The organism is Sphingomonas sp. Leaf67 (assembly GCF_001421965.1).
Taxonomy (GTDB): Bacteria; Pseudomonadota; Alphaproteobacteria; order Sphingomonadales; family Sphingomonadaceae; genus Sphingomonas.
The window spans coordinates 180,585-207,052 of sequence record NZ_LMLP01000023.1; the positions used below are offsets into that span (position 1 = coordinate 180,585).

At 67.5% G+C, this 26,468-nt stretch carries 24 protein-coding genes and 2 tRNA genes; 17 read left to right on the forward strand and 9 right to left on the reverse strand.

Annotated features, from left to right (window positions below; all coding sequences use genetic code 11):
• Positions 1 to 143: 143 nt before the first annotated feature.
• The 6 genes from ASE90_RS16755 (at position 144) to ASE90_RS16780 (ending at position 9,921) form a co-directional block, all read left to right on the forward strand.
• Positions 144 to 893 (forward strand): SDR family oxidoreductase, encoded by a 750-nt coding sequence (locus ASE90_RS16755; protein ID WP_056003477.1) that lies wholly within the window; start codon positions 144 to 146, stop codon positions 891 to 893.
• A gap of 119 nt (positions 894 to 1,012) precedes the next feature.
• Positions 1,013 to 1,843, forward strand: a complete 831-nt coding sequence (locus tag ASE90_RS16760) for a glycosidase (RefSeq protein WP_056003653.1) — start codon at positions 1,013 to 1,015, stop codon at positions 1,841 to 1,843.
• A 628-nt stretch (positions 1,844 to 2,471) separates the two neighbouring features.
• The gene (locus ASE90_RS16765) at positions 2,472 to 3,752 is read left to right on the forward strand and encodes an L-fuconate dehydratase (RefSeq protein WP_056003480.1); all 1,281 of its coding nucleotides are present in this window, start codon (positions 2,472 to 2,474) and stop codon (positions 3,750 to 3,752) included.
• A gap of 149 nt (positions 3,753 to 3,901) precedes the next feature.
• Positions 3,902 to 5,116 carry an efflux RND transporter periplasmic adaptor subunit gene (locus ASE90_RS16770; protein ID WP_235531921.1) on the forward strand — a complete coding sequence of 405 codons (1,215 nt, stop codon included), beginning with the start codon at positions 3,902 to 3,904 and terminating at the stop codon, positions 5,114 to 5,116.
• Between the two features lie 45 nt (positions 5,117 to 5,161).
• Positions 5,162 to 8,350 carry an efflux RND transporter permease subunit gene (locus ASE90_RS16775; RefSeq protein ID WP_056003483.1) on the forward strand — a complete coding sequence of 1,063 codons (3,189 nt, stop codon included), beginning with the start codon at positions 5,162 to 5,164 and terminating at the stop codon, positions 8,348 to 8,350.
• Positions 8,347 to 9,921, forward strand: a complete 1,575-nt coding sequence (locus tag ASE90_RS16780; protein ID WP_056003486.1) for an efflux transporter outer membrane subunit — start codon at positions 8,347 to 8,349, stop codon at positions 9,919 to 9,921. Before ASE90_RS16775 ends, ASE90_RS16780 begins: the two co-directional genes overlap by 4 nt.
• 266 nt (positions 9,922 to 10,187) lie before the next feature.
• Here the strand turns inward: ASE90_RS16780 and ASE90_RS16785 are convergent, their stop codons facing one another.
• Both ASE90_RS16785 and ASE90_RS16790 read right to left on the reverse strand, forming a co-directional pair.
• Positions 10,188 to 10,634, reverse strand: a complete 447-nt coding sequence (locus tag ASE90_RS16785) for a hypothetical protein (RefSeq protein WP_056003488.1) — start codon at positions 10,632 to 10,634, stop codon at positions 10,188 to 10,190.
• Positions 10,635 to 10,683: 49 nt separating this feature from the next.
• Positions 10,684 to 11,394, reverse strand: coding sequence for a hypothetical protein (locus tag ASE90_RS16790; RefSeq protein ID WP_056003492.1), 711 nt, complete (start codon positions 11,392 to 11,394; stop codon positions 10,684 to 10,686).
• 124 nt (positions 11,395 to 11,518) lie between these two features.
• On the opposite strand from ASE90_RS16790, the gene ASE90_RS16795 reads away from it, so the two are divergent.
• The gene (locus tag ASE90_RS16795) at positions 11,519 to 11,740 is read left to right on the forward strand and encodes a hypothetical protein (protein ID WP_056003495.1); all 222 of its coding nucleotides are present in this window, start codon (positions 11,519 to 11,521) and stop codon (positions 11,738 to 11,740) included.
• Between the two features lie 4 nt (positions 11,741 to 11,744).
• On the forward strand, positions 11,745 to 12,647 hold the full coding sequence (gene rarD / locus ASE90_RS16800) for an EamA family transporter RarD (protein ID WP_056003498.1): 903 nt from the start codon (positions 11,745 to 11,747) through the stop codon (positions 12,645 to 12,647).
• Positions 12,648 to 12,659: 12 nt separating this feature from the next.
• Here rarD and ASE90_RS16805 read toward each other — a convergent pair whose 3' ends face one another.
• Positions 12,660 to 13,223, reverse strand: coding sequence for a glycine zipper 2TM domain-containing protein (locus tag ASE90_RS16805; protein ID WP_056003659.1), 564 nt, complete (start codon positions 13,221 to 13,223; stop codon positions 12,660 to 12,662).
• A gap of 93 nt (positions 13,224 to 13,316) precedes the next feature.
• The gene (locus tag ASE90_RS16810; protein ID WP_056003501.1) at positions 13,317 to 14,141 is read right to left on the reverse strand and encodes a class I mannose-6-phosphate isomerase; all 825 of its coding nucleotides are present in this window, start codon (positions 14,139 to 14,141) and stop codon (positions 13,317 to 13,319) included.
• A gap of 128 nt (positions 14,142 to 14,269) precedes the next feature.
• On the opposite strand from ASE90_RS16810, the gene ASE90_RS16815 reads away from it, so the two are divergent.
• From ASE90_RS16815 to ASE90_RS20775, 3 genes are all read left to right on the forward strand, one after another.
• Entirely contained in the window at positions 14,270 to 15,277 is a 1,008-nt protein-coding gene (locus tag ASE90_RS16815) for an outer membrane protein assembly factor BamD (RefSeq protein WP_082449898.1), read from the forward strand.
• A gap of 576 nt (positions 15,278 to 15,853) precedes the next feature.
• Positions 15,854 to 17,518, forward strand: coding sequence for a DNA repair protein RecN (recN, locus tag ASE90_RS16820; RefSeq protein WP_056003504.1), 1,665 nt, complete (start codon positions 15,854 to 15,856; stop codon positions 17,516 to 17,518).
• 154 nt (positions 17,519 to 17,672) lie between these two features.
• The gene (locus ASE90_RS20775) at positions 17,673 to 17,816 is read left to right on the forward strand and encodes a hypothetical protein (protein ID WP_235531902.1); all 144 of its coding nucleotides are present in this window, start codon (positions 17,673 to 17,675) and stop codon (positions 17,814 to 17,816) included.
• A 297-nt stretch (positions 17,817 to 18,113) separates the two neighbouring features.
• On the opposite strand, the gene ASE90_RS16830 is transcribed toward ASE90_RS20775, so the two are convergent.
• Positions 18,114 to 18,464: a hypothetical protein gene (locus ASE90_RS16830; RefSeq protein WP_056003662.1), complete on the reverse strand. Its 351-nt coding sequence runs from the start codon at positions 18,462 to 18,464 to the stop codon at positions 18,114 to 18,116.
• A 223-nt stretch (positions 18,465 to 18,687) separates the two neighbouring features.
• Between ASE90_RS16830 and ASE90_RS16835 the strand changes: the two genes are divergently transcribed.
• Positions 18,688 to 19,179 carry a hypothetical protein gene (locus ASE90_RS16835; protein ID WP_056003507.1) on the forward strand — a complete coding sequence of 164 codons (492 nt, stop codon included), beginning with the start codon at positions 18,688 to 18,690 and terminating at the stop codon, positions 19,177 to 19,179.
• Positions 19,180 to 19,444: 265 nt separating this feature from the next.
• On the opposite strand, the gene ASE90_RS16840 is transcribed toward ASE90_RS16835, so the two are convergent.
• Entirely contained in the window at positions 19,445 to 20,089 is a 645-nt protein-coding gene (locus tag ASE90_RS16840; protein ID WP_056003510.1) for a DNA-3-methyladenine glycosylase family protein, read from the reverse strand.
• A gap of 59 nt (positions 20,090 to 20,148) precedes the next feature.
• Between ASE90_RS16840 and ASE90_RS16845 the strand changes: the two genes are divergently transcribed.
• Positions 20,149 to 20,466 (forward strand): 2Fe-2S iron-sulfur cluster-binding protein, encoded by a 318-nt coding sequence (locus ASE90_RS16845; RefSeq protein ID WP_056003513.1) that lies wholly within the window; start codon positions 20,149 to 20,151, stop codon positions 20,464 to 20,466.
• Between the two features lie 360 nt (positions 20,467 to 20,826).
• On the opposite strand, the gene rlmB is transcribed toward ASE90_RS16845, so the two are convergent.
• Positions 20,827 to 21,579, reverse strand: a complete 753-nt coding sequence (gene rlmB, locus ASE90_RS16850) for a 23S rRNA (guanosine(2251)-2'-O)-methyltransferase RlmB (RefSeq protein ID WP_056003516.1) — start codon at positions 21,577 to 21,579, stop codon at positions 20,827 to 20,829.
• Position 21,580: 1 nt separating this feature from the next.
• Positions 21,581 to 23,176, reverse strand: coding sequence for a M20/M25/M40 family metallo-hydrolase (locus tag ASE90_RS16855; RefSeq protein WP_056003519.1), 1,596 nt, complete (start codon positions 23,174 to 23,176; stop codon positions 21,581 to 21,583).
• A 136-nt stretch (positions 23,177 to 23,312) separates the two neighbouring features.
• On the opposite strand from ASE90_RS16855, the gene ASE90_RS16860 reads away from it, so the two are divergent.
• Both ASE90_RS16860 and ASE90_RS19385 read left to right on the forward strand, forming a co-directional pair.
• Positions 23,313 to 23,399: transfer RNA gene (locus ASE90_RS16860), tRNA-Tyr, on the forward strand.
• A 54-nt stretch (positions 23,400 to 23,453) separates the two neighbouring features.
• The gene (locus tag ASE90_RS19385; protein ID WP_268795027.1) at positions 23,454 to 23,762 is read left to right on the forward strand and encodes a YnfA family protein; all 309 of its coding nucleotides are present in this window, start codon (positions 23,454 to 23,456) and stop codon (positions 23,760 to 23,762) included.
• An 8-nt stretch (positions 23,763 to 23,770) separates the two neighbouring features.
• On the opposite strand, the gene ASE90_RS16865 is transcribed toward ASE90_RS19385, so the two are convergent.
• A tRNA-Gly gene (locus ASE90_RS16865) sits at positions 23,771 to 23,844 on the reverse strand.
• Between the two features lie 162 nt (positions 23,845 to 24,006).
• On the opposite strand from ASE90_RS16865, the gene hisS reads away from it, so the two are divergent.
• Together hisS and prfA are read left to right on the forward strand one after the other, a co-directional pair.
• On the forward strand, positions 24,007 to 25,254 hold the full coding sequence (hisS, locus tag ASE90_RS16870) for a histidine--tRNA ligase (protein WP_056003522.1): 1,248 nt from the start codon (positions 24,007 to 24,009) through the stop codon (positions 25,252 to 25,254).
• Positions 25,251 to 26,321: a peptide chain release factor 1 gene (gene prfA, locus ASE90_RS16875; protein ID WP_056003525.1), complete on the forward strand. Its 1,071-nt coding sequence runs from the start codon at positions 25,251 to 25,253 to the stop codon at positions 26,319 to 26,321. The genes hisS and prfA overlap by 4 nt, the downstream gene beginning before the upstream one ends.
• Positions 26,322 to 26,468 lie beyond the last annotated feature (147 nt).

Here is a 26,468-nt window from a genome sequence, read left to right on the forward strand (position 1 = left end):
TCTCCCCCGGATCGCGAAAAGCGCCTGCGGCTCGCCAGTATGACGTCATCCAAAGGTGTAGGAAAGTTCATGAAGCCAAGCGCCGCGCCGATCGTTTCCCTGCCCGAACGAAATCGGAGGTCGGCGTGGGCGGACGAACAATAGTGGTAACGGGCGCGGAATCCGGGATCGGCGCGGCCTGTGCGGCGGCATTCGGACGCGAGGGCGACCGGGTGGCGATCCTGTATCATTCGGACCGGGACGGAGCGGAAAACAGCGCGCAGACGGTCCGCGACGCGGGTGGCGAAGCGGTCACCATCCAGGCCGATGTTGACGGCGAGGCGTCGGTCGACGCCGCCTTCGCACGGGTCGAGGCGGCATGGGGGCCGGCGGACGTGCTGGTCAATTCGGCCGGGCTGAACATGACGGGGGTCAAGGTCCGCGACATGGCGCTGGACCAGTGGCGGCGGCTGATCGACACCGACCTGACGGGAGCGTTCCTGACGTCGCGCCGGTTCCTGACCGGACGCGGCGACAAGAGCGGCGACGCGACGATCCTGCACATCTCGTCGATCCATGCCTATGCGGTGCGCGCGGGCGGGGCGGATTATTGCGCGGCGAAGGGCGGGCTGACCAACCTGATGGAAACGCTGGCGATCGAAGAGGCGGCGCGGGGCATCCGCGTCAACGCGATCGAGCCGGGCATGATCCTGACGCCGATGAACGCCCGCGCCCAGAGCGATGCCGCCTATCGCCAGGCGCTGGAGCAGAATATCCCGATGCAACGCGCGGGGCAGCCCGAGGAGGTCGCCGATCTGGCGGTGTTCCTCGCGAGCGACCGGGCGCGCTACATCACCGGGGCGCGGATCGTGATCGATGGCGGACTGTCGCTGATGCAGGCGGTCGGCGCATGAGCGGGGGTGCCAACATCGGCGATCCGCATCGCAAGGACGTCGTCGCCGATTGCGAGATCGAACTGGATTTCAACGTCCGCCGGATCGAGGAGGTGACGCTGGACGGTCCGCCCGCGCTGATGACGCGCGACCTGATGAGCCCCTATGTCTGGCAGGAGGCGGACGGCCGGTTCGGCATGATGGTCCGCGCGGTGACGCGGCCGGGCGAGCCGATGACCGATACCGGCGTGATCTGGGCCGGATGGAGCGACGACGGGCGGCACTTCGCGATGCTGCCCGAACCATCGATCGTGCCGGGGCCGGGCGAAGAGGATGCGGGCGGTGTCGAGGACCCGACGGTGGTGCGCCGCGACGACGGCTATGTCGTCTATTATTCGGGCGTGCTGGGCGATCACGCCCATGGCGAACTGTCCTATGCCACCGGTCCGTCGCTCGACCGGTTGACCAAGAGCGGCGTCGTGCTGGCGTCGTCCAAGTCGGAGGGCAATACCAAGGAAGCAACGATCGACCGCACTGCCGACGGGCGCTGGCGGCTGTTCTACGAATATGCCGCCGACGAAGCGTCGCGGATCGGCATGGCGATCGGCGCGGACGTGGCGGGACCATGGGACGAACAGCCGACCCCGTTCATGCCGCGCACCGACAGCTGGGACGACTGGCATCTGTCCACGGGTCCGCTGTTGATCGACGATCCGGCGATGCCGGTGATGTTCTACAACGGGGCGACGCGCGATGCGCGCTGGCGGATCGGCTGGGTGGCGTTCGACGCCGAGTTTCGCGGCGTGGTGGCGCGGGGAATCGAGCCGCTGATCACCCCGCCACCGGTGGATGACCGGAGCGCGACGGACATCGCGTTCGCGGCGTCGGTGGTCGTCGTGGAAGGGGCGATCTGGCTGTATTATTCGCTGGAGGATCGGAAACTGGCGCGGGCGTTGATCCGGCGGAGTTGAGGGGGGGGCCCGAACCTGCGCCTCTATCCGATCTCCCCTCATCCGCCATCCGGTGGCTGCGAGCTTGTCGAGTACCGAACCAGGACCGATCCATATTCAGCGATAGCAACGGAATTTCGTCCTTGCCGCGCAGGCGGGAATCCATAGACGCCGACGGCCCGGCTGGATTCGCGACGCTGGCGTAGATGGGCTCCCGCCTGCGCGGGAGTGACGAACGGGGATCGAACGCTATTCCTGCGCCCGGCGAACTGAAGGTTGATCCCGCCTGGAGAAGGGGGCAAGCGGCCGGGTGCCTGCGCTGCCCCTTGTCTCTGGACACGAGGCTTCCTGCGCTTGCCGCTAGAAGTCCAAGGGCCTGTGATAGCCGCAGGCTGAAGGCTTCTTCGTCAGTTGCCGACGTGCCCCAACCGGGCCCGACCTTCGCCGTGGTACGGACCGACGATTTGGCAACAATCCCGGCTCGGCCAAGGGCCACGAAAGACCGTGAATCACGTTCGTCGGTTCCCGGCCCCGCTTTCCGGTTGCAAGCGAAAATTCGTTCACATATGAAAACGGTTCGGCACCCATATCGCGGTGACCGGAACGGGGCGGATCGATCATCACCGGCGATGCCCCATGGGGGCTGCACATGACGATCATCACCCGGCTATCGGTGCACGACATCCGGTTTCCGACCTCGGCGTTCCTTGACGGATCGGACGCGATGAACCCGGAGCCGGATTATTCGGCGGCCTATTGCATCCTCGAAACCGATACGCCGGGGCTGGAGGGGCATGGCCTGACCTTCACCATCGGGCGCGGCAACGACCTGTGCTGCGCGGCGATCCGGACGCTGGCCCCGCTGGTCGAGGGATTGTCGCTCGACGATATCCGCAGCGATGGCGCGGGCTTCTGGCGGCGGATGACCGGCGACAGCCAGCTGCGCTGGGTCGGCCCGGAAAAGGGGATCATCCACCTTGCGACCGGCGCGGTCGTCAATGCGGTGTGGGATCTGCTCGCAAAGGCGGCGGGCCTGCCGCTGTGGGACTATATCGCCTCGATGTCGGCGGCCGAAATCGTCGGCCTGATCGACTTCCGCTACATGACCGACTGCATCACCCCCGACGAGGCCGTGGCACTGCTCGAGGAACGCGCGATCGGCAAGGCGGAGCGGCGGCAGACGCTGCTGGCGGAGGGCTATCCGGCCTATACGACCTCACCCGGCTGGCTCGGCTATTCGGACGAGAAGCTGGTCCGGCTGTGCCGCGAGGCGGTGGCCGACGGCTTCACCCATATCAAGCTGAAGGTAGGCGGCGATCCCGCGAACGATCGCCGTCGCGTGGCGCTGGCGCGGGACACGGTCGGGCCGGACATCGACCTGATGATCGACGCCAATCAGGTGTGGGAAGTGTCCGACGCCATCGCGCGCGTCAACGACCTCGCCTTCGCCAAACTGCGCTTCATCGAGGAACCGACCTCGCCCGACGATGTCGAGGGGCATCGCGCGATCCGCGAGGGGGTGAAGCCGGTGCAGGTCGCCACCGGCGAGATGTGCCAGAACCGCATCGTCTTCAAACAGTTCATCATGCGCCACGCGCTCGACGTGGTGCAGATCGATGCCTGCCGGCTGGGCGGCGTGAACGAGGTGCTGGCGGTGCTGCTGATGGCCGCGAAATACGACCTTGCCGTCTGGCCGCACGCCGGCGGCGTCGGGCTGTGCGAATATGTCCAGCACCTGTCGATGATCGACTATCTGTGCTTTTCGGGCGTGAAGCACGACCGCGCGGCCGAGTTCGTCGATCACCTGCACGAGCATTTCGTCGACCCGTGCGTCGTCGAGCGGGGTGCCTATCGCGCGCCGACCCGTCCGGGCTATTCGATCGAGATGAAACCCGAATCGCGCGACGCGCATCGCTGGAATCCCAGTTAGGCGACATTGCCGCGACAAATTGCGACAACTCGCGCATTGCGTCGCTCGACGTCAGGCGTATGAAAACGGTTCACGAAACTTTCGGGTGTCCGGCCGGTTATGCGGCCGGCGCATCCGCGCCGTATTCCGTCGCAAAGGTTGCCGCCTTGATCCGATCCGCGTCGTCGCGCGTTCGCCCGTGCCTGTTGCTGCTGTCGTCCGTCCTGCTCCTGTCGAGTTGCGGCAGCGGTGGCGATGCGAAGGAAAAGGGCAAGAACGGTCGCGGCAATCAGGGACCGGCAGTGGTCGGCTTCGTCGTCGTCCAGCCGACCAGCGTCGCCCAGACCGCCGACCTCGCCGCGCGCGTCGTCGCCTTCCAGCAATCCGAAGTCCGCCCGCAGGTCGCCGGACTCATCCGCCGCCGCTTCTTTACCGAAGGCGCGCTGGTCCGCGCCGGACAGACGCTCTACGAGATCGACCCCCGCCTGTACCGGGCGCAGACCAACGAAGCGGTCGCGAACCTGAACAGCGCGCAGGCCAATGCCGAGGCGACGCGCGTCCGCGCCGAACGCTACCGCCCCTTGGCCGAGATCGAGGCGGTCAGCCGTCAGGACTATACCGATGCCGCCGCCCAGGCGCGGCAGGCCGCCGCCGCCGTTGCGCAGAGCCGCGCGCAGCTGGAGACGGCGCGCGTGAACCTGTCGTTCACCACCGTACCCGCGCCGATCACCGGGCGGATCGGGCGCAGCTATTTCACCGAAGGCGCGCTGGTCACCAGCAACCAGACCGATCCGCTGGCGGTGATCCAGCGGCTCGACCCGATCTTCGTCGATATCCAGCAATCGAGCGCCGACCTGCTGGCGCTTCGCCGGCAGCTGGCGAGCGGCGGGGCGGTGCCGGCGTCGGCGGCGGTGCGCCTGACGCTGGAGGACGGCAGCGATTACGGCCGGACCGGCAGCGTCCAGTTCGCCGAGGTGATGGTGAACGCGCAAACCGGCACGGTGACGCTGCGCGCCCGCTTCCCCAATCCGCAGGGCGTGTTGCTGCCCGGCATGTTCGTCCGCGCCAAATTCGCGCAGGCGATCGACACGCGGGCGATCCTCGTGCCGCAACAGGCGGTCAAGCGCGATCCCAAGGGGCTGGCGACGGTGTTCGTGGTCGGGCCGAACGACACCGCCGTGCAAAAGACGGTGCAGGCCGATCGCACCCAGGGCCAGTTCTGGGTCGTGACCGGCGGCCTGAACCCCGGCGACAAGGTCATTACGCAGGGCACCGCGAACCTGCGCCCGAACGCGAAGATCAAGCCGATGCCGGCGAACGCGCCGCAGAACATCGCCCCCAAACCGGCCGGCGATGGGGCTTCCGCGCCCGCAAAGGCGGGATAAGGCATGTCCCGCATTTTCATCGCCCCGGCCGGGATCGCCTGACGCATGTCCCGTATCTTCATAGATCGCCCGATCTTTGCATGGGTGATCGCGATCATCACCATGCTGGCGGGCCTCGGCGCAATCCTGTCGCTGCCGATCGCGCAATATCCCGATGTCGCGCCGCCACAGGTCAATATCCGCGCGACCTATCCCGGTGCGAATGCCGAGACGATCCAGAATTCGGTGACGCAGATCATCGAACAGCAGCTGACCGGCATCGACGGCCTGCTCTATTTCAGCTCGCAAAGCTCGTCGCGCGGGCAGGTGACGATCAGCGCGACCTTCGACAAGGGCGTCGACCCCGACATCGCGCAGGTGCAGGTCCAGAATCAGGTGCAGCAGGCCCTGTCGCGCCTGCCGCAACAGGTTCAGCAACAGGGCATCCGCGTCACCAAATCGAACCCCGACTTCCTGATGATCGTCGGCATCTTCGACGAAACCGACCAGCGCACCAATGGCGACGTGTCGGATTACATGGAGGCGAACCTCGTCGAGCCGCTGGCGCGGATCAACGGCGTCGGCGAAACCAACGTGTTCGGGTCGCAATATGCGATGCGCATCTGGCTCGATCCGGCGCGGCTCGCCTCCTTCTCGCTGATGCCCGGCGACGTCATCACCGCGATCCAGAACCAGAATACCGAAGTCGCCGCCGGCGAGCTGGGCGGGCAGCCGTCCGGCCCCGAACAGCAGCTGAACGCGACCGTCACCGCGCAGTCGCGGCTGCAGACCCCGCCGCAGTTCAAGGCGATCATCCTGAAGACGCTGCCCGAAGGGTCGACCGTCCGGCTGTCCGATGTCGCGCGCATCGAGCTGGGGCAGGAAAATTATTCGGCGTTGAGCCGGGTCAACGCCCATCCGGGTGCTGGCCTCGCCATCAGCCTCGCGCCCGGTGCCGACGCGCTGGAAACCGCCGAGCTGGTGAAGGCGGAGGTCGAGCGGCAATCGGCCAAATTCCCCGCCGGCCTGACCTATGCCTATGCCAACGACACCACCGCCTTCATCAAGCTGTCGATCGAGGAAGTGGTCAAGACGCTGATCGAGGCGGTCATCCTCGTCGTCATCGTCATGTTCGTGTTCCTGCAAAGCTGGCGCGCGACGCTGATCCCGACGATCGCGGTGCCGGTGGTGCTGCTCGGCACGTTCGGCGTTTTCTATCTCTTCGGCTTCTCGATCAACACGTTGACGCTGTTCGGCCTCGTCCTTGCCATCGGCCTGTTGGTCGACGACGCGATCGTCGTCGTCGAGAATGTCGAACGGTTGATGGAGGAAAATCCCGACCTTTCGCCCCGCGACGCGACGATCCAGTCGATGGAGGAGATTCAGGTCGCGCTGATCGCGATCGGCATCGTCCTGTCGGCGGTGTTCCTGCCGATGGCGTTCTTCGGCGGGTCGACCGGCGTCATCTATCGCCAGTTTTCGGTGACGATCGTCGCGGCGATGATCTTGTCGGTGCTGGTCGCCCTCATCCTCTCGCCCGCGCTCACCGCGACGCTGCTCAAGCAGAAGAAGCGCGGCGAGGACGGCAGCCTCGAAGGCGGCTGGCTGGAGCGTAAATTCCCGCGCGTCGCGCATGTCGGCGAACGGCTGCGCAATGGGTTCAACAGCCGGTTCGACCGGGGCGTCGCGAAATACGAACGCGGCGTCATCCATGTCATCGACCGCAAATGGCTGTATCTGCTGCTCTATGCTGCGGTGCTGGCGATCCTCGCGCTGCTGTTCGTCCGGCTGCCGACCAGCTTCCTGCCGACCGAAGATCAGGGCGCGGCGACGATTCGCTTCCAGCTGCCCGCCGGATCGACGCGCGGCCGCACCGAAGAGGTGCAGCGCGCGGTCGAAAAATATCTGATGACCTATGAAAAGGACAATGTCCGCACGCTGCTGACCGTCGCGGGTGGCGGCGGTGGCGGGGCTGCGGGGCAGAATACCGGACAGGGGTTCATCAACTTCACCGACTGGGCGGACCGTCCGGGCAAGGACAACGGCGCCGATGCGATCATCGACCGCGCCTCGTCCGCGTTCCGCAATTTCCGCGATGCGCAGGTCTTCGCGCTGCTGCCGCCTGCCGTGCGCGGGCTGGGGCAGGCGAACGGCTTCACCATGGAATTGCAGAACGCGAGCGGGATGAGCGCCGCCGACTTCGCCGCCGCGCGCGACAAGCTGCTCGCCGCCGCCAGCGCCGATCCGATGCTGACCGGCGTGCGCCTGTCCGAACTGCCCGATATCGCCACGCTGAACGTCGATCTCGATCAGCAGCGGCTGTCGACGCTGGGGCTGACGCAGGGCGACGTCAACAACACGCTGTCGACCGCATGGGGCGGTCGCTACGTCAACGACTTCATCGATCGCGGCCGGGTGAAGCGCGTGTTCGTGCAGGGGGACGCCCCCTATCGCAGCGAACCCGGCGACCTGTCGCAGTGGTTCGTGCGGGGCAGCAACGGGCAGATGGTGCCCTTCTCCTCCTTCTCGCGGACCGGCTGGACCGTCGCGCCGACCACGCTGTCGCGCTTTCAGGGCCTGCCCTCGTTCGAATTTCAGGGGCAGGCGGCGTCGGGCGTCAGCTCGGGCGAAGCGATGGACCGCATCGCCGAACTCGCCGGACAGATACCGGGCACCAGCGTCGCATGGGCCGGGCTGTCGTTTCAGGAACGGCTGTCGTCGGGACAGGCACCGATCCTCTACGGCCTGTCGATTCTCGTCGTGTTCCTGTGCCTTGCCGCGCTGTACGAAAGCTGGTCGATCCCGATCGCGGTGCTGCTGGTTATCCCGCTCGGCCTGATCGGCGCGATCGCGTTCGTGACGCTGCGTGGGCTGGAGAACGACGTCTATCTCCAGATCGGATTGCTGACGACGATGGGCCTTGCCGCCAAGAACGCGATCCTGATGATCGAATTCGCCGAACAGGCGGAAAAGAAGGGCGCGCGGGTCATCGATGCCGCGCTGGAGGCGGCGCGCATCCGCCTGCGTCCGATCCTGATGACCTCGCTCGCCTTCATCTTCGGTGTGTTGCCGCTGGCCATCTCGACCGGGGCGGGGGCGAACAGCCGCATCGCCATCGGCACGGCGGTGATCGGCGGCATGTTCACTGCGACGGTGCTGGCGATCTTCTACATCCCGCTGTTCTTCGTGCTGGTCCGGCGCGGGGTGCGCGACGGCCTCGCCAAGCTGCGCGGCCGCAAGGAGGTGCCGGCATGAAGCGGCTGACGCGCGCGCTGCCCGCGCTGTTGCTGGCGGGCTGTTCGATGACCCCGGCCTATGAACGGCCACAGGCGGTGGTGCCGCCGTCGTGGCCGATCGGCGACGCCTATCTGAAGCAGCGCGAGGCGACGCTGCCCGCGCTGACCTTCGAACAGGTGTTCACCGATCCACGCCTGCGCACGCTGGTCGGGCAGGCGCTGGTCAACAACCGCGACCTGCGCATCGCCGCCGCCAATATCCGGGCGGCGCGCGCCCAATATCGCATCCAGCGCGCCGATCTGTTCCCGCAGCTCGATGGCTCCGCCCGCTACAGCTATCGCGGCACCGGCGACGGCGCGACCACGACGACCATTCCCGGGACCGGCGGCACCGGGACGGGCACCGGCACCGGCGGCACCGGCACGGGTGGCACCGGCGGGACGATCGTCACCAGCAACCGTTCGCCTAGCAGCTTCTCGCTCGATCTCGGCGCGACCGCGTTCGAAATCGATCTGTTCGGCCGCATCCGGTCGCTGACCGAGGCCGAACAGAATCGCTATTTCGCGACCGAAGCCGGCGCGCGCGCCACCCGCCTGACGCTGGTCGGCGACATTGCCGAGGCATGGGCCGCCTATGGTGCCGACCGCAGCCTGATGGCCGTATCGGAAGCGACGGCAGCCAGCGCCCGACGCAGCGTCGCCCTGACCCGTGCGCGGCTACAGGGCGGCATCGCCCCGCGCACCGACCTGCGGCAGGCCGAACAGATCCTCGCCACCGCGCAAAGCGACCTTGCCGAACAGCGCACGCAAGTGGCGCAGGACGTCAACGCGCTGCAATTGCTGGTCGGTGCCCCGGTCGATCCGGCGTTGCTGCCCGCATCGATCGACATCGTGCTGCCGACCATCGCCGACCTGCCGGCGGGGATCGATTCGGGAATATTGCTGCGCCGGCCCGACGTGGTGCAGGCGGAATATGAACTGCTCGCCGCCAATGCCGATATCGGTGCGGCGCGCGCGGCGCTGTTCCCGCGCCTGTCGCTGACCGGGCTGGTCGGTTTCGCCAGCGATGCGCTGCGCACGCTCTTCACCGGTGGTGCGTTCAACTATTCGGTCGCGCCGTCGCTCAGCTATCCGATCTTCCGTGCCGGGGCCGGTCGCGCCGGCGTCGAATTCAGCCAGGCCCAGCGCGATGCGCTGCTCGCCACCTATGAACGCACCATCCAGTCGGCGTTCCGCGACGTATCCGACGCGCTCGCCCGACAGGGGACGATCGCCGAACAGACCCGCGCCGACCGCGCCAACCTGCTCGCGGCGCAGGACACGTTCCGCCTGACCGAGGCGCGCTATCGCGGCGGCATCGACACCTTCCTGACCAGCCTCGACGCGCAGCGATCCTATTACACCGCACAGCGCCGGCTGGTCGCGACGCAGCTCGTCGCGGCGACCAACCGGGTGACGCTGTACCGGACGCTGGGCGGCGATTCGCTGCTGGAGGCCGGCGCGAACGGGCCGGTGCCGGTGGCGGATACCGTCGCCCCAGCCACCAACCGTGCCCCCGCGCAGGCGGGGGTCCAGAGCCACAATCGATAGGCTGCGTTGTATCGCCCCGAACCCCCGCCTGCGCGGGGGTACGGCGGAAGGCAGGGAACCGGCACGTTCGTAGGAACCCGGATCGATTCGGGACCTCTGCGAGAGTCCCGAACCGCTTCCCCTACCGTACCCTCGCGCAGGCAGGGGTCCAGGGTTCCAAGCGCAAGCCGTTGTTCTGCTTGGCTCTGGACCCCCGCCTACGCGGGGGTACGGCCAGTTTGCGGCTACGATTACGACGTTCGCAGAGGTACGGGGCAACCATCTGTTCAGGCCACCGCCAGCCAGCCCCCCGCCGGCTCATCGTCATTCGCCGCCTTGCGCGCCAAGCGCACCCGCCGCGTTCGCCGGCTACGGCTGCGTGGCAGCAACCGCCCGACCGACAGCCGCACCGCCGTGCCGCGCACCGTACCCGCCACCGCGAACGCCGCCAGCATCGCGTCGAGATACGCCGCGACATCGATCATCGCCAGCACGCCCGCCATCTCCGGCGCGCCGAGCGCCGACACGACGATCATGTCGCCGCCCATCCACAGCACCGTGCCCGCCGCCGCCGACACGATCGCGAACAACAGCCAATGCCCCGGCGTCAGCCTTGCCATCCGCCGCGCCACCGGCACGACCAGCATCGCCGCCAGCGCCTGCGCCAGCGGCAGGTCGGGCCATAGCCGCAGGATGGCGATACAGGCGATCAGGACGGCGCTGACGATCAACATATGTTTCCCCTCCGCAACGAAATAGGGAGCCGGCCACCGCCCGTAAAGATCAGCCGCCGTCGACGATCAGGTCGACCGACGTGCCCTGTCCCTCGGGCGACAGGAACACCGCAAAGGCGGCTTTGCCACGCGTGCCGCCCAGCACATGCTGGTCGCCATCGGCCTGATGCTGCGCCGAATATCCGCCCTTCGTCGCGCGCGTATAATACCAGTCGACCATCCGTCCGACCGGCTGCGCGATCGTGAAGCTGACCACCCGCAGGCGGCAGCCATCGGCATCGGTTCCCGCCGCTTCGGTGACGCGGGCATCGGGGTGCAGCGCGAAGGCAGCGGGCAGGCGGTTGGCCCAGCCGGCCGAATAGCCGACCTTGCTCGCGCATTGCCGGTTGCCGCCGCGCTGGACGCTGGCCAGTTCGTCCAGCGTCAACGCCTCGCGCCCGCCCTTGCACGACGGACACGCCCCCGGTGCCGGCGCGGATTGCAACGTTTCCTCCGGCGCGGCGCTGCCCGCAGCGACGGTCGGCGCGGGGGCCGCGGCGCTGTACGGCCGGTCGGGCGGGCGCACCGCATCGCCATTGGCTTGCGACGTCAGCGTCGGATCGACCATGATCTGATCCTGCAACGCCGCCGTCACCGCCGGATCGGTCGCATTCGCCTGCGCCAGTTGCGCATCCAGCGTGTCGAGATCGTTGCCCGGCGCGTCCGCACCGCCGCATCCGCCCAGCAGCAACAGCAACGTGAAGGGCAGGGCGCGAATCATCGACGGGTGGCTCCACGGGGACAGTCGGCCGCGACCGTGGGGGTCGCGCGTTAAGAATCCATCCTACTGTAAAAAACCATTGCTGCCATTGCTCCGCGCCGGGTGGTGGGCCATGTCCTGTGCCATGCTGAACCTGTTCTCGATCCTGATCGGCCTCGTCGCGCTCGTGCTGGCGATCCCGGCGCTGATCCCCTTCATCTCGCTGATGAACTGGATCGTGTTCCCGATCGCGCTGGTCGGCTTCGTCGTCGGGCTGTTGTCGTCCAAGACCTCGGGCCGCAACCTGAACCTCATCATCCTGATCGTCAGCGGCCTGCGCCTCTTCCTTACCGGCGGGCTGATCTGATCCGGTGAACGACGGGGCGGACCGGCAGGGGCTGACGTTCGGCGTCGGCGCCTATGTGCTATGGGGGTTGCTGCCCCTGTATTTCCGGTTGCTGGGGCCGATCGACGCGGGCGAGATCGTCGCACAGCGCGTGCTGTGGTCGGCGCTGCTGGTCGCGGGCATCGTCATTGCCGTGCGTCGCGGACCGCGGTTGCGCGCGGCATTTGCCGATCGCAAGGCACTCGCCTACCTGATCGCCAGCGCGGCGTTCATCGCGATCAACTGGCTGGTCTATGTCTGGGCGGTCCTGCACGGACAGGTGCTCGCTGCCAGCCTCGCCTATTTCCTCAACCCGTTGCTCAGCGTCCTGATCGGCGTCGTCCTGCTGGGCGAACGGATGAACCGAACGCAGGCGGTCGCGGTCGCGCTGGCCGGGGCGGGGGTGGCGCTGTTCGCGTTCGGATCGTCGTGGATCGCGCTCGGCATCAGCCTCAGCCTCGCGATCAGCTTCGCGCTGTACGGCCTGATCCGCAAGACGGTGTCGGTCGGCGCGCTCGAAGGATTGATGGTCGAAACCACGCTGCTGGCCCCGGTCGCGCTCGGCTATCTGCTGTGGCTCGGCAGCCAGCAGCCGATGGCGTTCGAACAGGGGGCGGGCATGGCGGCGAAGCTGGTGCTGGCCGGCGCGGTCACCACCGCACCGCTGCTACTGTTCGCCGCAGCCGCGCGCCGCCTGCGGCTGGCGACGATGGGCATGTTGCAGTTCATCGCGCCGTCGCTGCAATTCCTGCTGGCGATCGCCGTGTTCGGCGAGACATTGACCCCGACGCGCCTCGCCTGTTTCGGCCTGATCTGGGCCGGGCTCGCCGTCTATGTCGTCGGCGGGCGTCAGCCGGGGCGGCAATCCACCGCCCCGGCCACCCGCTAGGCAATCAGCGGATCAGCGGCAGACCACCTGCCCGCGATCGACCGACCGGCCGAGCAGCGCACCCGCGCCGCCACCGATCAGCGTGCCGAGCAGCCGCGAATCACCGCCCGCGATGACGTTGCCGAGCACGCCGCCGCCCAGACCACCGATGATCAGGCCGGTCGTGCCGTCGCTGCGCCGGCAGTAATAGCGGTTGTCCTGCCCGCGATAGACGCGGTCGTTGCGGCTCAGCGCGCGGGTCCGGTAATATTGCCCGTCGCGATAATAGCGGTCGGCGAAATAGCGGTTCCGGCCCGGTTCGAACCGGTTGTAGTCATAGTTGCGATAGCCGCGCCAGTCGCGCTGGTTCTGGCGCAGGTCGCGGCGCGCCTCGCGCACGTCGCGGCGATATTCGTTGTCGGCCCGGCGCACGTCGCGACGGTCGTCGGCCCGGCGGACTTCGCGGCGGTAATCGCGTCGCGCGTCGCGAATGTCGTCGCGATATTCCTGACGCGGGGTCTGCGCCATGGCCGGTGCGGCGGCGATCGTCGGCAGAGCAATCGCCGCGACCAGCGCGGCAAGGATCGGGGTACGCATCATGTTTCTCCACTCCGTGAGGACGGAAAACAGAACGGCGTACCCCGTGTCCAAGTTGCGTGAACGTAAAACTACGTTCCGTTCACTTTTGGGTCAGCTATACTGTTCACCCGGATAGGCGAAGAGCAGGTCGGAATCTTCGTCGGCGGTGACGGTAACTTGTCCCTCGAACGTCAGGCAGTCGCCCGCCGCCCATGCGACGCCGTCGGTGCTGCCCTTGCCCGTGACCGGCACGAACCAGCCCTTGACCCCTGCCGGCACGGTCACCGTGCGCGCACCGCCGGTCCAGCGTTCCAGCACGAATTTCGGCCCGTCGACCAGGATGCTGCGATTCTCGGCGATCTTGCCCGGCGCGTCCGGCGCGACGAACGGCCGCGCGTCGGACACCGCGACACCGTCTTCCAGATGCAGTTCGCGCGGCCGGCCATAATCGTACAGCCGATAGGTCGTTTCCGAATTCTGCTGAATCTCGATCAGCGTGATGCCCGCGCCGATCGCATGGACCGTGCCCGACTTCGCATAAAAGAAATCGCCGGCCTTCACCGGTTTCCAGTCCAGCTTCTGCTCGATCGACCCGTCCAGCGCCGCATCGCGCAGCTGTTCAGCGGTCATCGGTTCGAGCGTGCCCAGCGCGATCGTCGAATCGGTTTCGGCGGCCAGCAGCGTCCAGCATTCGTCCTTGCCGCGCGGCAGCCCGCGGGCCTGTGCCTGCTTGTCGTCGGGATGGACCTGCACCGACAGTTTTTCCGACGTAAACAGATATTTGACCAGCAGGTCGGGGGTGTCGTCACCCGGCGTCTTGTACCAGATTTCGCCGACGGGATCGCGGTCCGCCGGCTGGTCTGCGAAACCGAAGCCGAGGTGGTGGCGGCCCCACGGCTTTTCGACGCGGTGCATTTCGAGCTTGGTAACGGGCATAAACGCGCTCCGGATCGGCGTTGAACAGGTCGCGCACCCCATGCGCGAAACGCCGGGGTTACGCCACCCCCGGCCAACGCGCGAAAGGGACTGTTCGCGCTACCCCTTGCGCAGTAGAAGCGTCGCCCATGCGTACCGTATCGTCCCGCGCATCCGCGCTCATCCTCGTCGCTTTCGCCGGCGTCGGCCTCTCCGCCTGTGCCCGTGGTGGCGCTGGTGCCGGCCGCGACCTGCCCTATGTCGCCCGCGACGTGGGCACGCTGTACACCGCTGCGAAGGGCCGCCTCGACCGCCAGCAGTACAAGGTGGCGGCGGCCCTGTTCGATGAGGTGGAGCGCCAGCACCCCTATTCGGTCTGGGCGCGCCGCGCGCAGCTGATGGGGGCGTTCAGCTATTATCTCGAAGGCGACTATACGAAGTCGATCGCTGGCGCGCAGCGCTTCCTGTCGGTCCACCCCGGCAACCGCGATGCGCCCTATGCCTATTATCTGATCGCGCTGTCCTATTACGAACAGATCAGTGACGTGACCCGCGATCAGAAGATCACGATGCAGGCGATGGACGCGCTGGGCGAATTGTCGCGCCGCTACCCCAACACCGCCTATGCCGCCGATGCCCGGCTGAAACTCGATCTCGTCCGCGATCACCTCGCGGGCAAGGAGATGGAGATTGGTCGCTTCTATCAGCAGCGCGGCCAGTGGCTCGGCGCGTCGATGCGCTTCCGCTCGGTCATCGATCAGTATCAGACGACGACCCACGCGCCCGAGGCGCTGATGCGCCTGACCGAAACCTATCTGGCGCTGGGCGTTCCCGGCGAAGCCAAGAAGTCGGCCGCCGTGCTCGGTGCCAACTATCCGGGCACCGACTGGTACAAGCGCGCCTACGACCTGATCAACGACAAGACGCCGCCACCGCCCAAGCCGATCCCGGTCAAATATGCCGACCCGGCCCCGCCGCCGGTCGGCACCGTGACGGTCGAGCCGGCCGAGGATACGCCCGACGCGAAGATCAACCCGTCGACCCGGCCGGCCCCGCCCGCGACCACCCCGCCGCCGGTCACCGGGTCGCTGACCGGCCCGACCACCGGCGCATCGGGCGGCAGCCCCGGCGGACCGGGCGGCACGCCGCGCAACTGACCGGGCGGTTCGCCGCATTCGGGAAGCCGCACGCTATCGTCACCCCCGGGCTTGACCCGGGGTCCCGCTGCTTCTTCGACTGCTGGAAAAGCAGGACGCCGGATCAAGTCGAGACCTCTGCGAACGTCGTAATCATAGCTGCAAACTAGGCGGGATCGACATTCGGTTCGCTGGGCGCAGGAATAGCGTTCGACACCCGTTCGTCACTCCCGCGCAGGCGGGAGTCCATATACGCCAGCGTCGTGAATCCAGCCAGAACGTCGGCGTCTATGGATTCCCGCCTGCGCGGGAATGACGAACCTCCGTGGTTATTGCTGAATGTCGATCGGCCCCTGCCGGACCCCCGCGCAAGCGGGGGTCCAGAGCCAAGCAGAACGACGGCTCGCGCTTGGAACCCTGGAACCCCGCCTGCGCGGGGGTACGGTAGGGGGAGGGGTTCGAGACGTTCGCGAGGGTCTCGATCACGTCCGGGATGACGAGATAGCCTCGGCGGCCCCACGTCGCGGACCCCAAAACCCGCACCGACCCGCACGAAGGGGTTTGTTCTCCGGCTGTTCCGCGGGTAAGGAGGGCGCGATGCTGACGGCGCTTTCCATTCGTGACGTGGTGTTGATCGAGGCACTCGACCTCGACTTCGTCGCCGGCCTCGGCGTGCTGACCGGGGAAACCGGCGCGGGCAAATCGATCCTGCTCGACGCGCTCGGCCTCGCGCTCGGCGCGCGCGGCGATACTGCGCTGGTCCGGCACGGTGCCAAGCAGGCGGCGGTGACCGCGATCTTCGCCGCGCCGGCACAGGACGGCCCGGTCGCGCGGCTCTTCGACGATAATGGGCTCGACCTCGAACCCGGCGAACCGCTCATCATCCGCCGTATCGTCAAGGCTGATGGCGGTAGTCGCGGCTTCGTCAACGATCAGCCGGCATCCGCTGGCTTGCTGCGCGACCTCGCCCCGCATCTGGTCGAGATCCACGGCCAGCACGACGATCGCGGCCTGCTCAATCCGCGCGGCCACCGCGCGCTGCTCGACGGGTTCGGCCGGATCGATACCGCGCCGCTGACCCGCACCTATCGCGACTGGCGCGATGCGGAGGCGGCGCGCGGCGTGGCGCTGGCCGAGATCGAGGTGGCGCAGCGCGACCGCGACTGGCTCGAACATGCCGTCGGCGAACTGACCGCGCTCGCCCCCGAAGCGGGTGAGGAGGAGGCGCTCGCCGAACGCCGCCGCTCGATGCAGCGCGCCGAAAAGGTCGCCGGCGATCTGGCCCAGGTCGAGGAACGGCTCGACGGCCCCAATGGCGCGCTGTCGGCACTGCGACAGGCGGGACGCGCGCTCGAACGCATATCCGAAGCGCATCCGGCACTGACCGAATCGCTCGCCGCCGTCGACCGCGCGCTGGTCGAGGCCGAAGCCGCCGAAACCGCACTGCGCGATGCCGCCGACGCGCTGGCCTTCGATGCCGGCGCGCTGGAGGACGACGAGGCGCGGCTGTTCGCGCTGCGGGCAATGGCGCGCAAGCACCGGGTCCAGCCCGACGATCTTGCCACGCTGACCGACGACCTCGCCGCGCGGCTGGCGCTGCTTGAATCGGGGGAGGCCGGGATCGGCGCGCTGGAGGCGAAGGTCGCGGCTGCGCGCACGGCGTATCTGGCACAGGCCGATCGGGTCCATGCCGCCCGCGCCGAAGCGGCGACGCGACTCGACGCGGCGGTGGCGGGCGAACTCGCCCCGCTGAAACTCGACGCCGCGCGCTTCCGCACCGTCGTCGCCGATCTCGACGAAGGACAATGGTCGTCCGCGGGTCGCGACCGGGTGGAATTCGAAATCTCGACCAACCCCGGCGCGCCCTTCGCCCCGCTCGCCAAGATCGCGAGCGGCGGCGAATTGTCGCGCTTCATCCTCGCGCTGAAGGTCGCGCTGGCGGAAGAGGGCGGGGCGGCGACGATGATCTTCGACGAAATCGATCGCGGCGTCGGCGGCGCGGTCGCTTCGGCGATCGGCGACCGGCTTGCCCGCCTGTCGCGCGCCACCCAGTTGCTGGTCGTGACCCATAGCCCGCAGGTCGCGGCGCGCGGCGACCGCCATCTGCTGATCGCCAAGGCGCATGACGGCATCGTCACCCGCACCGGCGTCCGCCCGCTGTCGAGCGACGAACGCCGCGAGGAAATCGCGCGGATGCTCTCGGGCGCGGAAATCACCGACGAAGCCCGCGCACAGGCCCGGCGACTGATCGAACCGGCATGACCGACCCGCCCCGCACGCCCGATGGCCGCTATATCGTGGTCGACGGCGTGGTGTGGCGCGCGACCCGCCTGGACCTGTCGGAGGTCGAACGCGACCGACTGGTCCACGACCTGATGGACGCGCGGCGGGCAAGCGCGCCGGCGACGATGCAGCGGTGGCAAAGGCGCGCAAGGCGGTCGATGCGGCCAAGGTGGCGTTGGGCGAGCGTGGCCCGGTGTGGTGGGACGACGGCGCACCCGACTATAACCGGCGGAAGGTGGAGAACACGCCCTATGCCGGGTGGTTGGCGGGGCGGTAGATTTGTCGTCTGACCGGAATTTCCTGCTGCAGCGTTCGACAAACGCCGCGAAAGGTTCAACCCCTATCGGCCGGCGACGTTGGCAAGCCAATATCAACCCGCGCGTCACCCCGGATCAAGTCGAGACGTCTGTGAAAGCGCCGGTTCCCTGCCGTCTGCCGTACCCCCGCCTGCGCGAAAGTACGGTAAAGCTGTCGTTGAGCGCGCGACCTTAGTAGAGGCCAAGGTCGAGTTGGGGTGGCAATGGCATTGGCGGACCGTAGCGGATGATCGAAGCGCCACAGCAGGTCACCCGACCTACCCGCGCGTCGCATTCCAGTTGAACAGGAACGTGCGATGCTCGGCCCAGGTCTGCCCTTCGATCACACCGCCACGCAGGCAGGCGCTGCTATGATAGGGCCCGACCCCGTCGCTGGTGCGAAAGCTGACACAGGTCCGCCCTCGGTCGGTCTTCCACTGCCCGCCTTCGATCGTGCTGTCATAGAAGCTGCCCGCGACCGATCCATCGGCCGCCAGCCGCAACTCCATCGACTTCAGATAGGGTTTGGCCGGATCGGTCGTCAGATCGACCACCCAGCGCCCGGCCAACGGGTTGGCCGGCTCGACCGCCGCCAGCGGCGCGGTCAGGACGATGGCAAGCAGAAGCATCCGGCGCACGATCATTCCCCTGACAGACGGACAAGACTAGTCACAAAACAGCGTCCTGCCCATCGACGTTTCCGGCCGCATTTGATCGCCAACAGGTGCCGGATCAGCGGTCGCAGGCCAATGGTGGACCGGGCAGCACGACCGATATAGGCTGGTCGGAGCGGAACGGTGATCGGGCCAAAGTCACTATCCGGCGGAAAACGCGTTCGTTCGGGGGACGACCATGCTGCTTGCCACCCTTCTCCTGCTCGCCGCTCCACAGGCAGCATCTGCACCGGACTGCCCGGCAATGCCAGCGGCGCTGCCGGCCGGTATGGAAGGCTGGCGGCGTCCGGTACCCGTCACGGCCGGTGCCGATGCGACCCGGCCGACGGCGCTGACGATCGGGACGGCGGTTACCGCGACGCTGCTCCCGGTGTCGCGGCTCTCCTACGCGGTACCGCCGACCAAGGCCGCAAAACCCGACAGCCATGGCGGCGTCCTCGCCTTCACCGTGGCCAAGGCGGGGCGCTATCGCGTCGCCCTCGGCGCGGCGGCATGGGTCGATGTGCTGCGCGGGACGACGGCGCTGACATCGGCGGCGCACGGCCATGGCCCGGCCTGTTCGACGATCCGCAAGATGGTCGATTTCGACCTGCAACCCGGACGCCACCTGCTGCAGATCGCCGGCAGCGAACCGCCGGCGCTGACCGTGATGGTCGTCGCGATGCCGTGACCGGCGCGGGGCGCTGTCCTACAGCTGCCCGACCTGTCATGCCCGGTCGGCGCTTCGACAACCGCATCCGTCGTTCCATCGCGGACCGTCACGATCGATTTGCAAAGCGTGGCGAGTGTGACTTTTGTGACCTTTGGCGGATTTCCGGGGTTTTCCAGGCCCCGCCACGGGCAAAGCCCGTGTCGTCGGACGGCGCTGCTCGCGCCGCCGGCCGGGCGCGCTTCGTGCGGCGCGGTGCAGCTTGCTGCACCTTGCCCGGCGCGCCCTAAATCGCGCTGTTCTTCGCCGACTGCGTGGCCGGATCGAACATATAATGGTGCCACGCGAACACCGTCGCGGCGCTGCGGTGCGGTCGCCATTTCTCCGCCAGTTCGCGGATCGTCTTTTCACTCGGTCGTTCGGGCAGGCCCAAGATCCGCCCGATCTCGACCTGCACCGCCAGATCGCCCGCCGGCCAGACATCGGTCCGCCCCTCGGCGAACAGCAGGTAGATTTCGGCCGACCACCGCCCGATCCCCTTGATCCGCACCAGTTGCGCGATCGCTTCCTCATCGTCGGCGGGCAGGTTGGCGAGGTCGAGCCGCCCGCTCAGCACCTCTTCGGCCAAGCTGCGGGCATAGCCGGTCTTCTGCCGCGACAGCCCGGCGGCGCGCAGGTCTTCGTCGCTGGTCGCGGCGATCCGCGCCGGATCGGTCGCCTCGATCAGCGCCGCCTCCAGCTTCGCCCACACCGCATCGGCAGCCTTGTAGCTGACCTGCTGCCCGACGATGGTCCGCAGCAGCGTTGCATAGCCCCGGTCGCGGATGCGCGGCTCGGGATAGCCGGCATGGGCCAGCGCCGCCGCGAACGCCGGCTCGATCCGTGCCAGCGCGTCGAGCGAGCTGCGCAATTGTTCGGCGGAAAGCCCCATGACCGGTCCTTGAAAAGCATGGGCCGTCCCGGCATGGGGCGGCGACAGGAGAACGAACGATGCCCAAGCTTACCGTCGTCACCCGCGCCGGGGAAGAACGAACCGTGGACGGCGAAGCCGGGCTGTCGGTCATGGAAGTGTTGAAGATGAACGGCTTCGACGAACTGCTGGCGCTGTGCGGCGGCGGCTGTTCGTGCGCGACCTGCCATGTCTATGTCGACCCGGCGTTTATCGACCGCCTGCCGCCGATGGGCGAGGACGAGGACGATCTGCTCGATGCGGTCGACGATCGGCGGGATACGTCGCGGCTGTCGTGTCAGGTACGGTTCGAGGCGGGGCTGGATGGCATGCGGGTGGAGATTGCAGACGAAGACTAACGCGCCGGATCGCAGACGAAGCAGCGAAGCTGGTTCGCAGCGATCCAAGCGCGGCCGGCGGGGCAGTGCCCCGACCGACGACATGGGCTTCGCCCATGTCGGGCTGCGTATGCGGAACCCGTTCTCGATACGGGCTCTCGACTACGCTCGATCCCTACTCGAACCAAACGGGGTGGGTTGGGGGTAGGGGAGCAACATTCCAACCGTTCGGTTCGAGCAGCTTCGAGCGAAGTCGAGAAGCGTCCGTCGAGAACCCGTCGCCCCAACCACAACCCGCCATGGGCAAAGCCCATGTCGTCGGTCGGGGCTGCGCCCCGCCGGCCGGGCTTGGGAGGGCTGCGAACCAGCTTCGCTGCTTCGTCAGTCTCCCTTCGCCATCGCGACTGCATACAACGCAATCGCCGCGGCGTTCGACACGTTCAGACTCTCGACCCGGTCCGAAATCGGCAGCTTGGCGAGGATGTCGCAATGCGCCTCGGTATTCTGCCGCATGCCCTCGCCCTCGGCACCCAGCACCAGCGCGACCCGCTTCGGCCCCAGCGCCTGCGCCAGCGTCGTGTCGGTCTTGCCGGTCAGCCCGACGCGCCAGTATCCGGCCTCGCCCAGTTCGACCAGCGCCCGCGACAGGTTCACCACCCGCACCCACGGCACGCTTTCCAGCGCGCCCGATGCCGACCGCGCGACCGTGCCCGATTCGGGCGGGGCGTGGCGGTCCTGCGTGACGATGCCCAGCGCGTCGAACGCCGCCGCCGACCGCAGGATCGCGCCGACATTATGCGGGTCGGTCACCTGATCGAGCAGCAGGATCGGCCGGTCGTCGTCGCGCCCCTGTTCGATCAGGTCGGCCAGCCAGATATCCTCCAGCGGATCGGCCTCGATCACGATGCCCTGGTGCGGCGCATCGGCCGGGACCAGCCGCGCCAGATCGGCGACCTCGGCATAGACCACCGGCACGCCCTCGGGCAGCACCAGCTGCGCGCCCATTTCGTGGGTGCACCAGATCTTGCGGATCACCCGCTCGGGATTGTCGAGCGCGGCGAAGGCAGCATGCCGGCCCCAGAAGCGCGGACGCTGCGGTGAAGCCTTGCTGGGGCGGTGTCCTTTGCGGGCCATGTCAGTCTTTCTCGGGGATAGCGTAGGGGTCGGTGGCGACCGGCTGGGTGGGCAGGGGCGGACGCGGCAGCGGCCGTTCGGCATTGGCCGCGCTCAGCAGGATCGACGCGAGGATGATCGCGTTCTGCCGCATATCGGGGCCTTTGAGGTGATCGTAGGTATCGACGCTCGTATGGTGCAAGCGGCTGCCATAGTCGAGCGGGTCCTGAATGAACTGATAGCCCTGCAGCCCCACCGACTGGAAGAAATAGTGATCGGTCGATCCGGTCCGCCTATTGGCGACGGTGGTCGCGCCCATCGATGCGAAGGGGCTGAGCCATTCGCGCAGGGTCGGCACCGCGGCGACATTGTTCTCGGCATTGATCCCGCGAATCCTGCCCGACCCGTTGTCGATGTTGAAATACGCGGTCATCGCGTCATAGCCGGGCTTCTTCGTGATCGGAAACCGGTTGGTCCAGCCATAGAAGCGCGCAAGGCCACCGTCCCTGCCGCCCGCCGGTTCGGGCCGCGCCGCGATATGCTGTTCGACATAGGCGAGGCTGCCGAGCAGCCCCTGTTCCTCGGCATTCCACAGCGCGAAACGGATGGTCCGCTTCGGCCGGACCTTCAGCGTCGACAGGATGCGCGCCGCCTCCATCACCACTGCGGTGCCCGCGGCATTGTCGGCAGCCCCGTCGCCTGCGACCCAGCTGTCGAAATGCGCGCCGGCCATGACATAGCCCGCCTTGGGATCGGTGCCGGGCAGGTCGGCGATGATGTTGTAGGCGGTGGCGTCGCTATCGTCGAAGCGGACCTGGCTGTCGATCTCGATCGTCGGTGCCGCGTCGCCGACCGACAGGCGCGCGAGCCGGCGATAATCCTCCGCCGCGATCTCGATCGCCGGAACGGCGGGCGCGACGTCGCGGGTGAACAGATAGCCCGACCCGTGCAGCAGCTTGCCGTCGCGCGACGACATCGTCGCCATCGCCACCGCGCCTTCGCTCTTCAGGAACGCATCGAGCTTGCGCGCGAAGTCGAGCCGCCTGGCACGGCGATCGGTATCGGCGGGGTCGAACACCGGCTCGCGCCAGCTATCGGCCTTGGCCAGGTCCTCGCCGGTCAGGCGGCGGAACGGCGCCTCGCCCGGTTCCGACCCTTCGCCCGGCCGCGTCACCATCACGACCTTACCCGACAGCTTGCCGCGCCAGTCGGCAAAGTCCTTTTCCTCCGCGATCGGCGCGACGATCACCGGCGCGGTGATGCGACCGTTGGTGCCGGGCGTCCATGCGATCGGAATCGCGGTCAGCTGTACCGGCCGCGGCGTGACCATGCGGACGCTGGAGCGTTCGATCGTCCAGCCGCGCCCGAACTCGAATCCTTCCTTGGCTACGCTCAATCCCCATTCGCGGAACTTGGCCTCGGTCCAGCGTTCCGCCTCGCGCATCGCCGGCGAATTGGGCAGGCGCGGGCCGATCCGGTCGGTCAGATGCTGGGCGATCGGCATCACCTGCGTATGGCTGGTGCCTTCGTCGATGATCCGGTTCACGGCGTCGCGATCGACGCTTTGTGCCGCCAGCGGTGCGGCGATCAGGGAGGTGGCCAGCAGGATTGCGCGCAATTCGGGTTCCTCGCGTCAAAAATACGTGTCGACGACGCTAAGTTGCCCGACAAAGTGGCGCAAGGCGTTGACAGCGCCGCTGCGGACCGGCAATGGGCGCGCTCGCTTGAACGGCCCGCCCGTTCAGGTGGCGGCTGGACAGGTGGCCGAGTGGTTAAAGGCAGCAGACTGTAAATCTGCCCGGGTTTCCCGTACGCTGGTTCGAATCCAGCCCTGTCCACCACCGCCCGCGCTTCGGCGCGGCGGTGTTTTCCGGGAAAAGCCCATCCCGACCCCGATCCTCTTCGCTATCGCCGCACTGCTCGAAATCGGCGGATGTTTCGCCTTCTGGGCATGGTGGCGGCTCGACCGTTCGCCATGGTGGCTGCTGCCGGGTGTCGCCGCGCTCGCGGCATTCGCATGGGTGCTGGCACAAAGCGATACCGCCGGGGCAGGGCGCGCCTATGCGGCCTATGGCGGCGTCTATATCCTGAGCGCGGTGCTGTGGGGCTGGGCGGTCGAAGGGCTGGTGCCCGACCGGTTCGACCTGACCGGGGCCGCGCTGTGTGTCGCCGGCTGCGCGGTGATCCTGTTCGGTCCGCGATAGGAAGGGATTGGAGCGGGTAACGGGAATCGAACCCGTGTATTCAGCTTGGAAGGCTGCTGTACTACCATTGTACTATACCCGCCCGCACGCTGCGGCGTGGAGGCGATGCCACTGCCACAGTCGGACCGACATGGTCAATGGTGAGCATTCGCGACGTTGCCGCCTGACCGGGCGAGGGCGAACGCCGTACCCCCGCGCTAATCGCTGGCGTTCGGACGGCGAAGATCATAAATACCGCCGCCCAATGGCCAAGATCACCACCCCCCGCCCCGTCCGGGGCACCCAGGACATATTCGGCGATTTCGAACGGCGCTTTACCCATGTCGCCGAAACGTTCGAACGCGTCCGCCGCCTGTACTGCTTCGCGCGGGTCGAGGTGCCGGTGTTCGAATCGACCGCGGTGTTCGCCCGCTCGCTGGGCGAGACGACCGACGTCGTGTCGAAGGAAATGTATTCGTTCGAGGATCGCGGCGGTGATTCGCTGACGCTGCGTCCCGAATTCACCGCCGGCATCGCCCGCGCGTACCTGACCGAAGGCTGGCAGCAGTACGCGCCGCTCAAGCTCGCGACGCATGGGCCCGTGTTCCGCTACGAACGCCCGCAAAAGGGTCGCTATCGCCAGTTCCATCAAATCGACGCCGAGGTGATCGGCGCGGCCGAGCCAATGGCCGATGTCGAATTGCTGGCGATGGCCGATCAGCTGCTCCACGAACTCGGCATCGCCGATGGCGTGACGTTGCAGCTCAATACGCTGGGCGATGCCGCGACGCGCGACGCATGGCGCGCCGCGCTGGTCGATCATTTCATGGGCCATCGCGGCGACCTGTCGGAGGACAGCCTCAAGCGGCTCGACAAGAATCCGATGCGCATTCTCGATTCGAAGGACCCGCGCGACCGCCCGATCGCCGATTCGGCACCGGGTATCGACGGGTATCTGACGGCGGAGGCGGCCGATTTCTTCGCGGCGGTGACCGGCGGGCTGGATGCGGCGGGGGTCAAGTGGACCCGCAACGACCGGCTGGTGCGCGGGCTGGACTATTACCGCCACACCGCATTCGAATTCGTCACCGACCGACTGGGCGCGCAAGGCACCGTGCTGGCCGGCGGGCGCTATGACGGGCTGGTCGAAAGCCTCGGTGGTCCCGCGACGCCGGGCGTCGGCTGGGCGGCGGGGATCGAGCGGCTGGCGATGTTGTTGGAGGACGTGCCCGTTGTGCCTCGGAAAGTAGCAGTCGTGGCCGAGTCAGACGAATTTATTTCGCAGGCACTCGATTATGTATCCCGTTTGCGTCGGGCAGGTTGGGCAGCGGAAGCCATTGTTAGCGGCAGTCCCAAGAAGCGCTATGATCGAGCAGCAAAAACCGGGCCTTCAGCGATCCTTTCGTTCAGTCGTCGTGACGGCATGGTCGCCACGGGCTTCCGAAACTTCAGTCTATCCCCGACGGAAGATGAGCAGATGCGTGAAGCTCTTGCGCCGATCGAGTTCGCATGACCATCGCGCCCGAACGCATCGCCCAGATCGAGGCGCGGCGCGACGAACTGGCAGCGCAGATGGCGACCGGCGACCTGCCCGGCGACCGTTTTGTCGCGGTGTCGAAGGAATATGCCGAACTCGAACCCGTTGCGGCGGCGGCGGGCGAGGTGCGGCGGCTCCGCGCGGAAAGCGAGAGTCTCGCCTATATGACGCAGGACGCCGATGACGACCTGCGCGCGATGGCGCTCGAGGAACTGCACGCCAACCGCCAGCAACTCGACGCGGCCGAACGCGCGCTGGCGCTGGCGCTGCTGCCGCGCGACGCCGCCGACGAACGCGCAGCGATGCTCGAAATCCGTGCCGGCACCGGCGGCGACGAAGCGGCGCTGTTCGCGGGCGACCTGTTCCGCATGTACCAACGCTACGCCGACAATCGCGGCTGGCGGGTCGAACTGATCTCGGCATCGGTATCGGACGCGGGCGGCTACAAGGAAGTCGTCGCCAGCGTGACCGGCGCAGGCGTGTTCGCCCGGCTGAAATTCGAAAGCGGCGTCCACCGCGTGCAGCGGGTGCCCGCGACCGAGAGCGGCGGACGCATCCACACCAGCGCCGCGACCGTCGCCGTCTTGCCCGAGGCCGAGGAAGTCGACGTCCAGATCGACGACAAGGATCTGCGCATCGACGTCTATCGCTCGTCGGGGCCGGGAGGGCAGTCGGTCAACACCACCGATTCGGCGGTGCGCATCACCCACTTGCCGACCGGGCTGGTCGTGATCCAGCAGGACGAAAAGTCGCAGCACAAGAACAAGGCCAAGGCGCTGAAGGTCCTGCGCACACGGCTGTACGAGGCCGAACGCGCGCGCCTTGCCGATGAGCGTGCCGGCACGCGCCGGTCGATGGTCGGATCGGGCGACCGGTCCGAACGCATCCGCACCTACAACTTTCCGCAGGGGCGGGTGACCGATCACCGCATCAACCTGACGCTGCATCGTCTGCCGGAGATCCTCGAAGGTGAGATGGAAGAATTGATCGGCGCATTGATCGCGCAGGACGAAGCGGAGCGGCTGGCGACGCTGGATGGGTGATACACGCGAAGGCGCGAAGACGCGAAGGGAAGCAGGCAGTTTTCGCGCAAAGGCGCAGCGGCGCGGAGAAGGAGCGAACGCCGATCGCGCAGCGATCTTTCTCGACCGCCATTACAACGAAGTTGGAAGGCACCTGAACGCGCGGAA

What these genes read in the sequence shown, in the direction of transcription:
- ASE90_RS16760 (WP_056003653.1), top strand. Translation starts at nt 1,013, where the DNA reads ATGACGCGCGACCTGATGAGCCCCTATGTCTGGCAGGAGGCGGACGGC.
- ASE90_RS16765 (WP_056003480.1), top strand. Translation starts at nt 2,472, where the DNA reads ATGACGATCATCACCCGGCTATCGGTGCACGACATCCGGTTTCCGACC.
- ASE90_RS16775 (WP_056003483.1), top strand. Translation starts at nt 5,162, where the DNA reads ATGTCCCGTATCTTCATAGATCGCCCGATCTTTGCATGGGTGATCGCG.
- ASE90_RS16780 (WP_056003486.1), top strand. Translation starts at nt 8,347, where the DNA reads ATGAAGCGGCTGACGCGCGCGCTGCCCGCGCTGTTGCTGGCGGGCTGT.
- ASE90_RS16785 (WP_056003488.1), bottom strand. Translation starts at nt 10,634, where the DNA reads ATGTTGATCGTCAGCGCCGTCCTGATCGCCTGTATCGCCATCCTGCGG.
- ASE90_RS16790 (WP_056003492.1), bottom strand. Translation starts at nt 11,394, where the DNA reads ATGATTCGCGCCCTGCCCTTCACGTTGCTGTTGCTGCTGGGCGGATGC.
- ASE90_RS16795 (WP_056003495.1), top strand. Translation starts at nt 11,519, where the DNA reads ATGCTGAACCTGTTCTCGATCCTGATCGGCCTCGTCGCGCTCGTGCTG.
- ASE90_RS16805 (WP_056003659.1), bottom strand. Translation starts at nt 13,223, where the DNA reads ATGCGTACCCCGATCCTTGCCGCGCTGGTCGCGGCGATTGCTCTGCCG.
- ASE90_RS16810 (WP_056003501.1), bottom strand. Translation starts at nt 14,141, where the DNA reads ATGCCCGTTACCAAGCTCGAAATGCACCGCGTCGAAAAGCCGTGGGGC.
- ASE90_RS16815 (WP_082449898.1), top strand. Translation starts at nt 14,270, where the DNA reads ATGCGTACCGTATCGTCCCGCGCATCCGCGCTCATCCTCGTCGCTTTC.
- recN (WP_056003504.1), top strand. Translation starts at nt 15,854, where the DNA reads ATGCTGACGGCGCTTTCCATTCGTGACGTGGTGTTGATCGAGGCACTC.
- ASE90_RS16830 (WP_056003662.1), bottom strand. Translation starts at nt 18,464, where the DNA reads ATGCTTCTGCTTGCCATCGTCCTGACCGCGCCGCTGGCGGCGGTCGAG.
- ASE90_RS16835 (WP_056003507.1), top strand. Translation starts at nt 18,688, where the DNA reads ATGCTGCTTGCCACCCTTCTCCTGCTCGCCGCTCCACAGGCAGCATCT.
- ASE90_RS16840 (WP_056003510.1), bottom strand. Translation starts at nt 20,089, where the DNA reads ATGGGGCTTTCCGCCGAACAATTGCGCAGCTCGCTCGACGCGCTGGCA.
- ASE90_RS16845 (WP_056003513.1), top strand. Translation starts at nt 20,149, where the DNA reads ATGCCCAAGCTTACCGTCGTCACCCGCGCCGGGGAAGAACGAACCGTG.
- rlmB (WP_056003516.1), bottom strand. Translation starts at nt 21,579, where the DNA reads ATGGCCCGCAAAGGACACCGCCCCAGCAAGGCTTCACCGCAGCGTCCG.
- hisS (WP_056003522.1), top strand. Translation starts at nt 24,007, where the DNA reads ATGGCCAAGATCACCACCCCCCGCCCCGTCCGGGGCACCCAGGACATA.
- prfA (WP_056003525.1), top strand. Translation starts at nt 25,251, where the DNA reads ATGACCATCGCGCCCGAACGCATCGCCCAGATCGAGGCGCGGCGCGAC.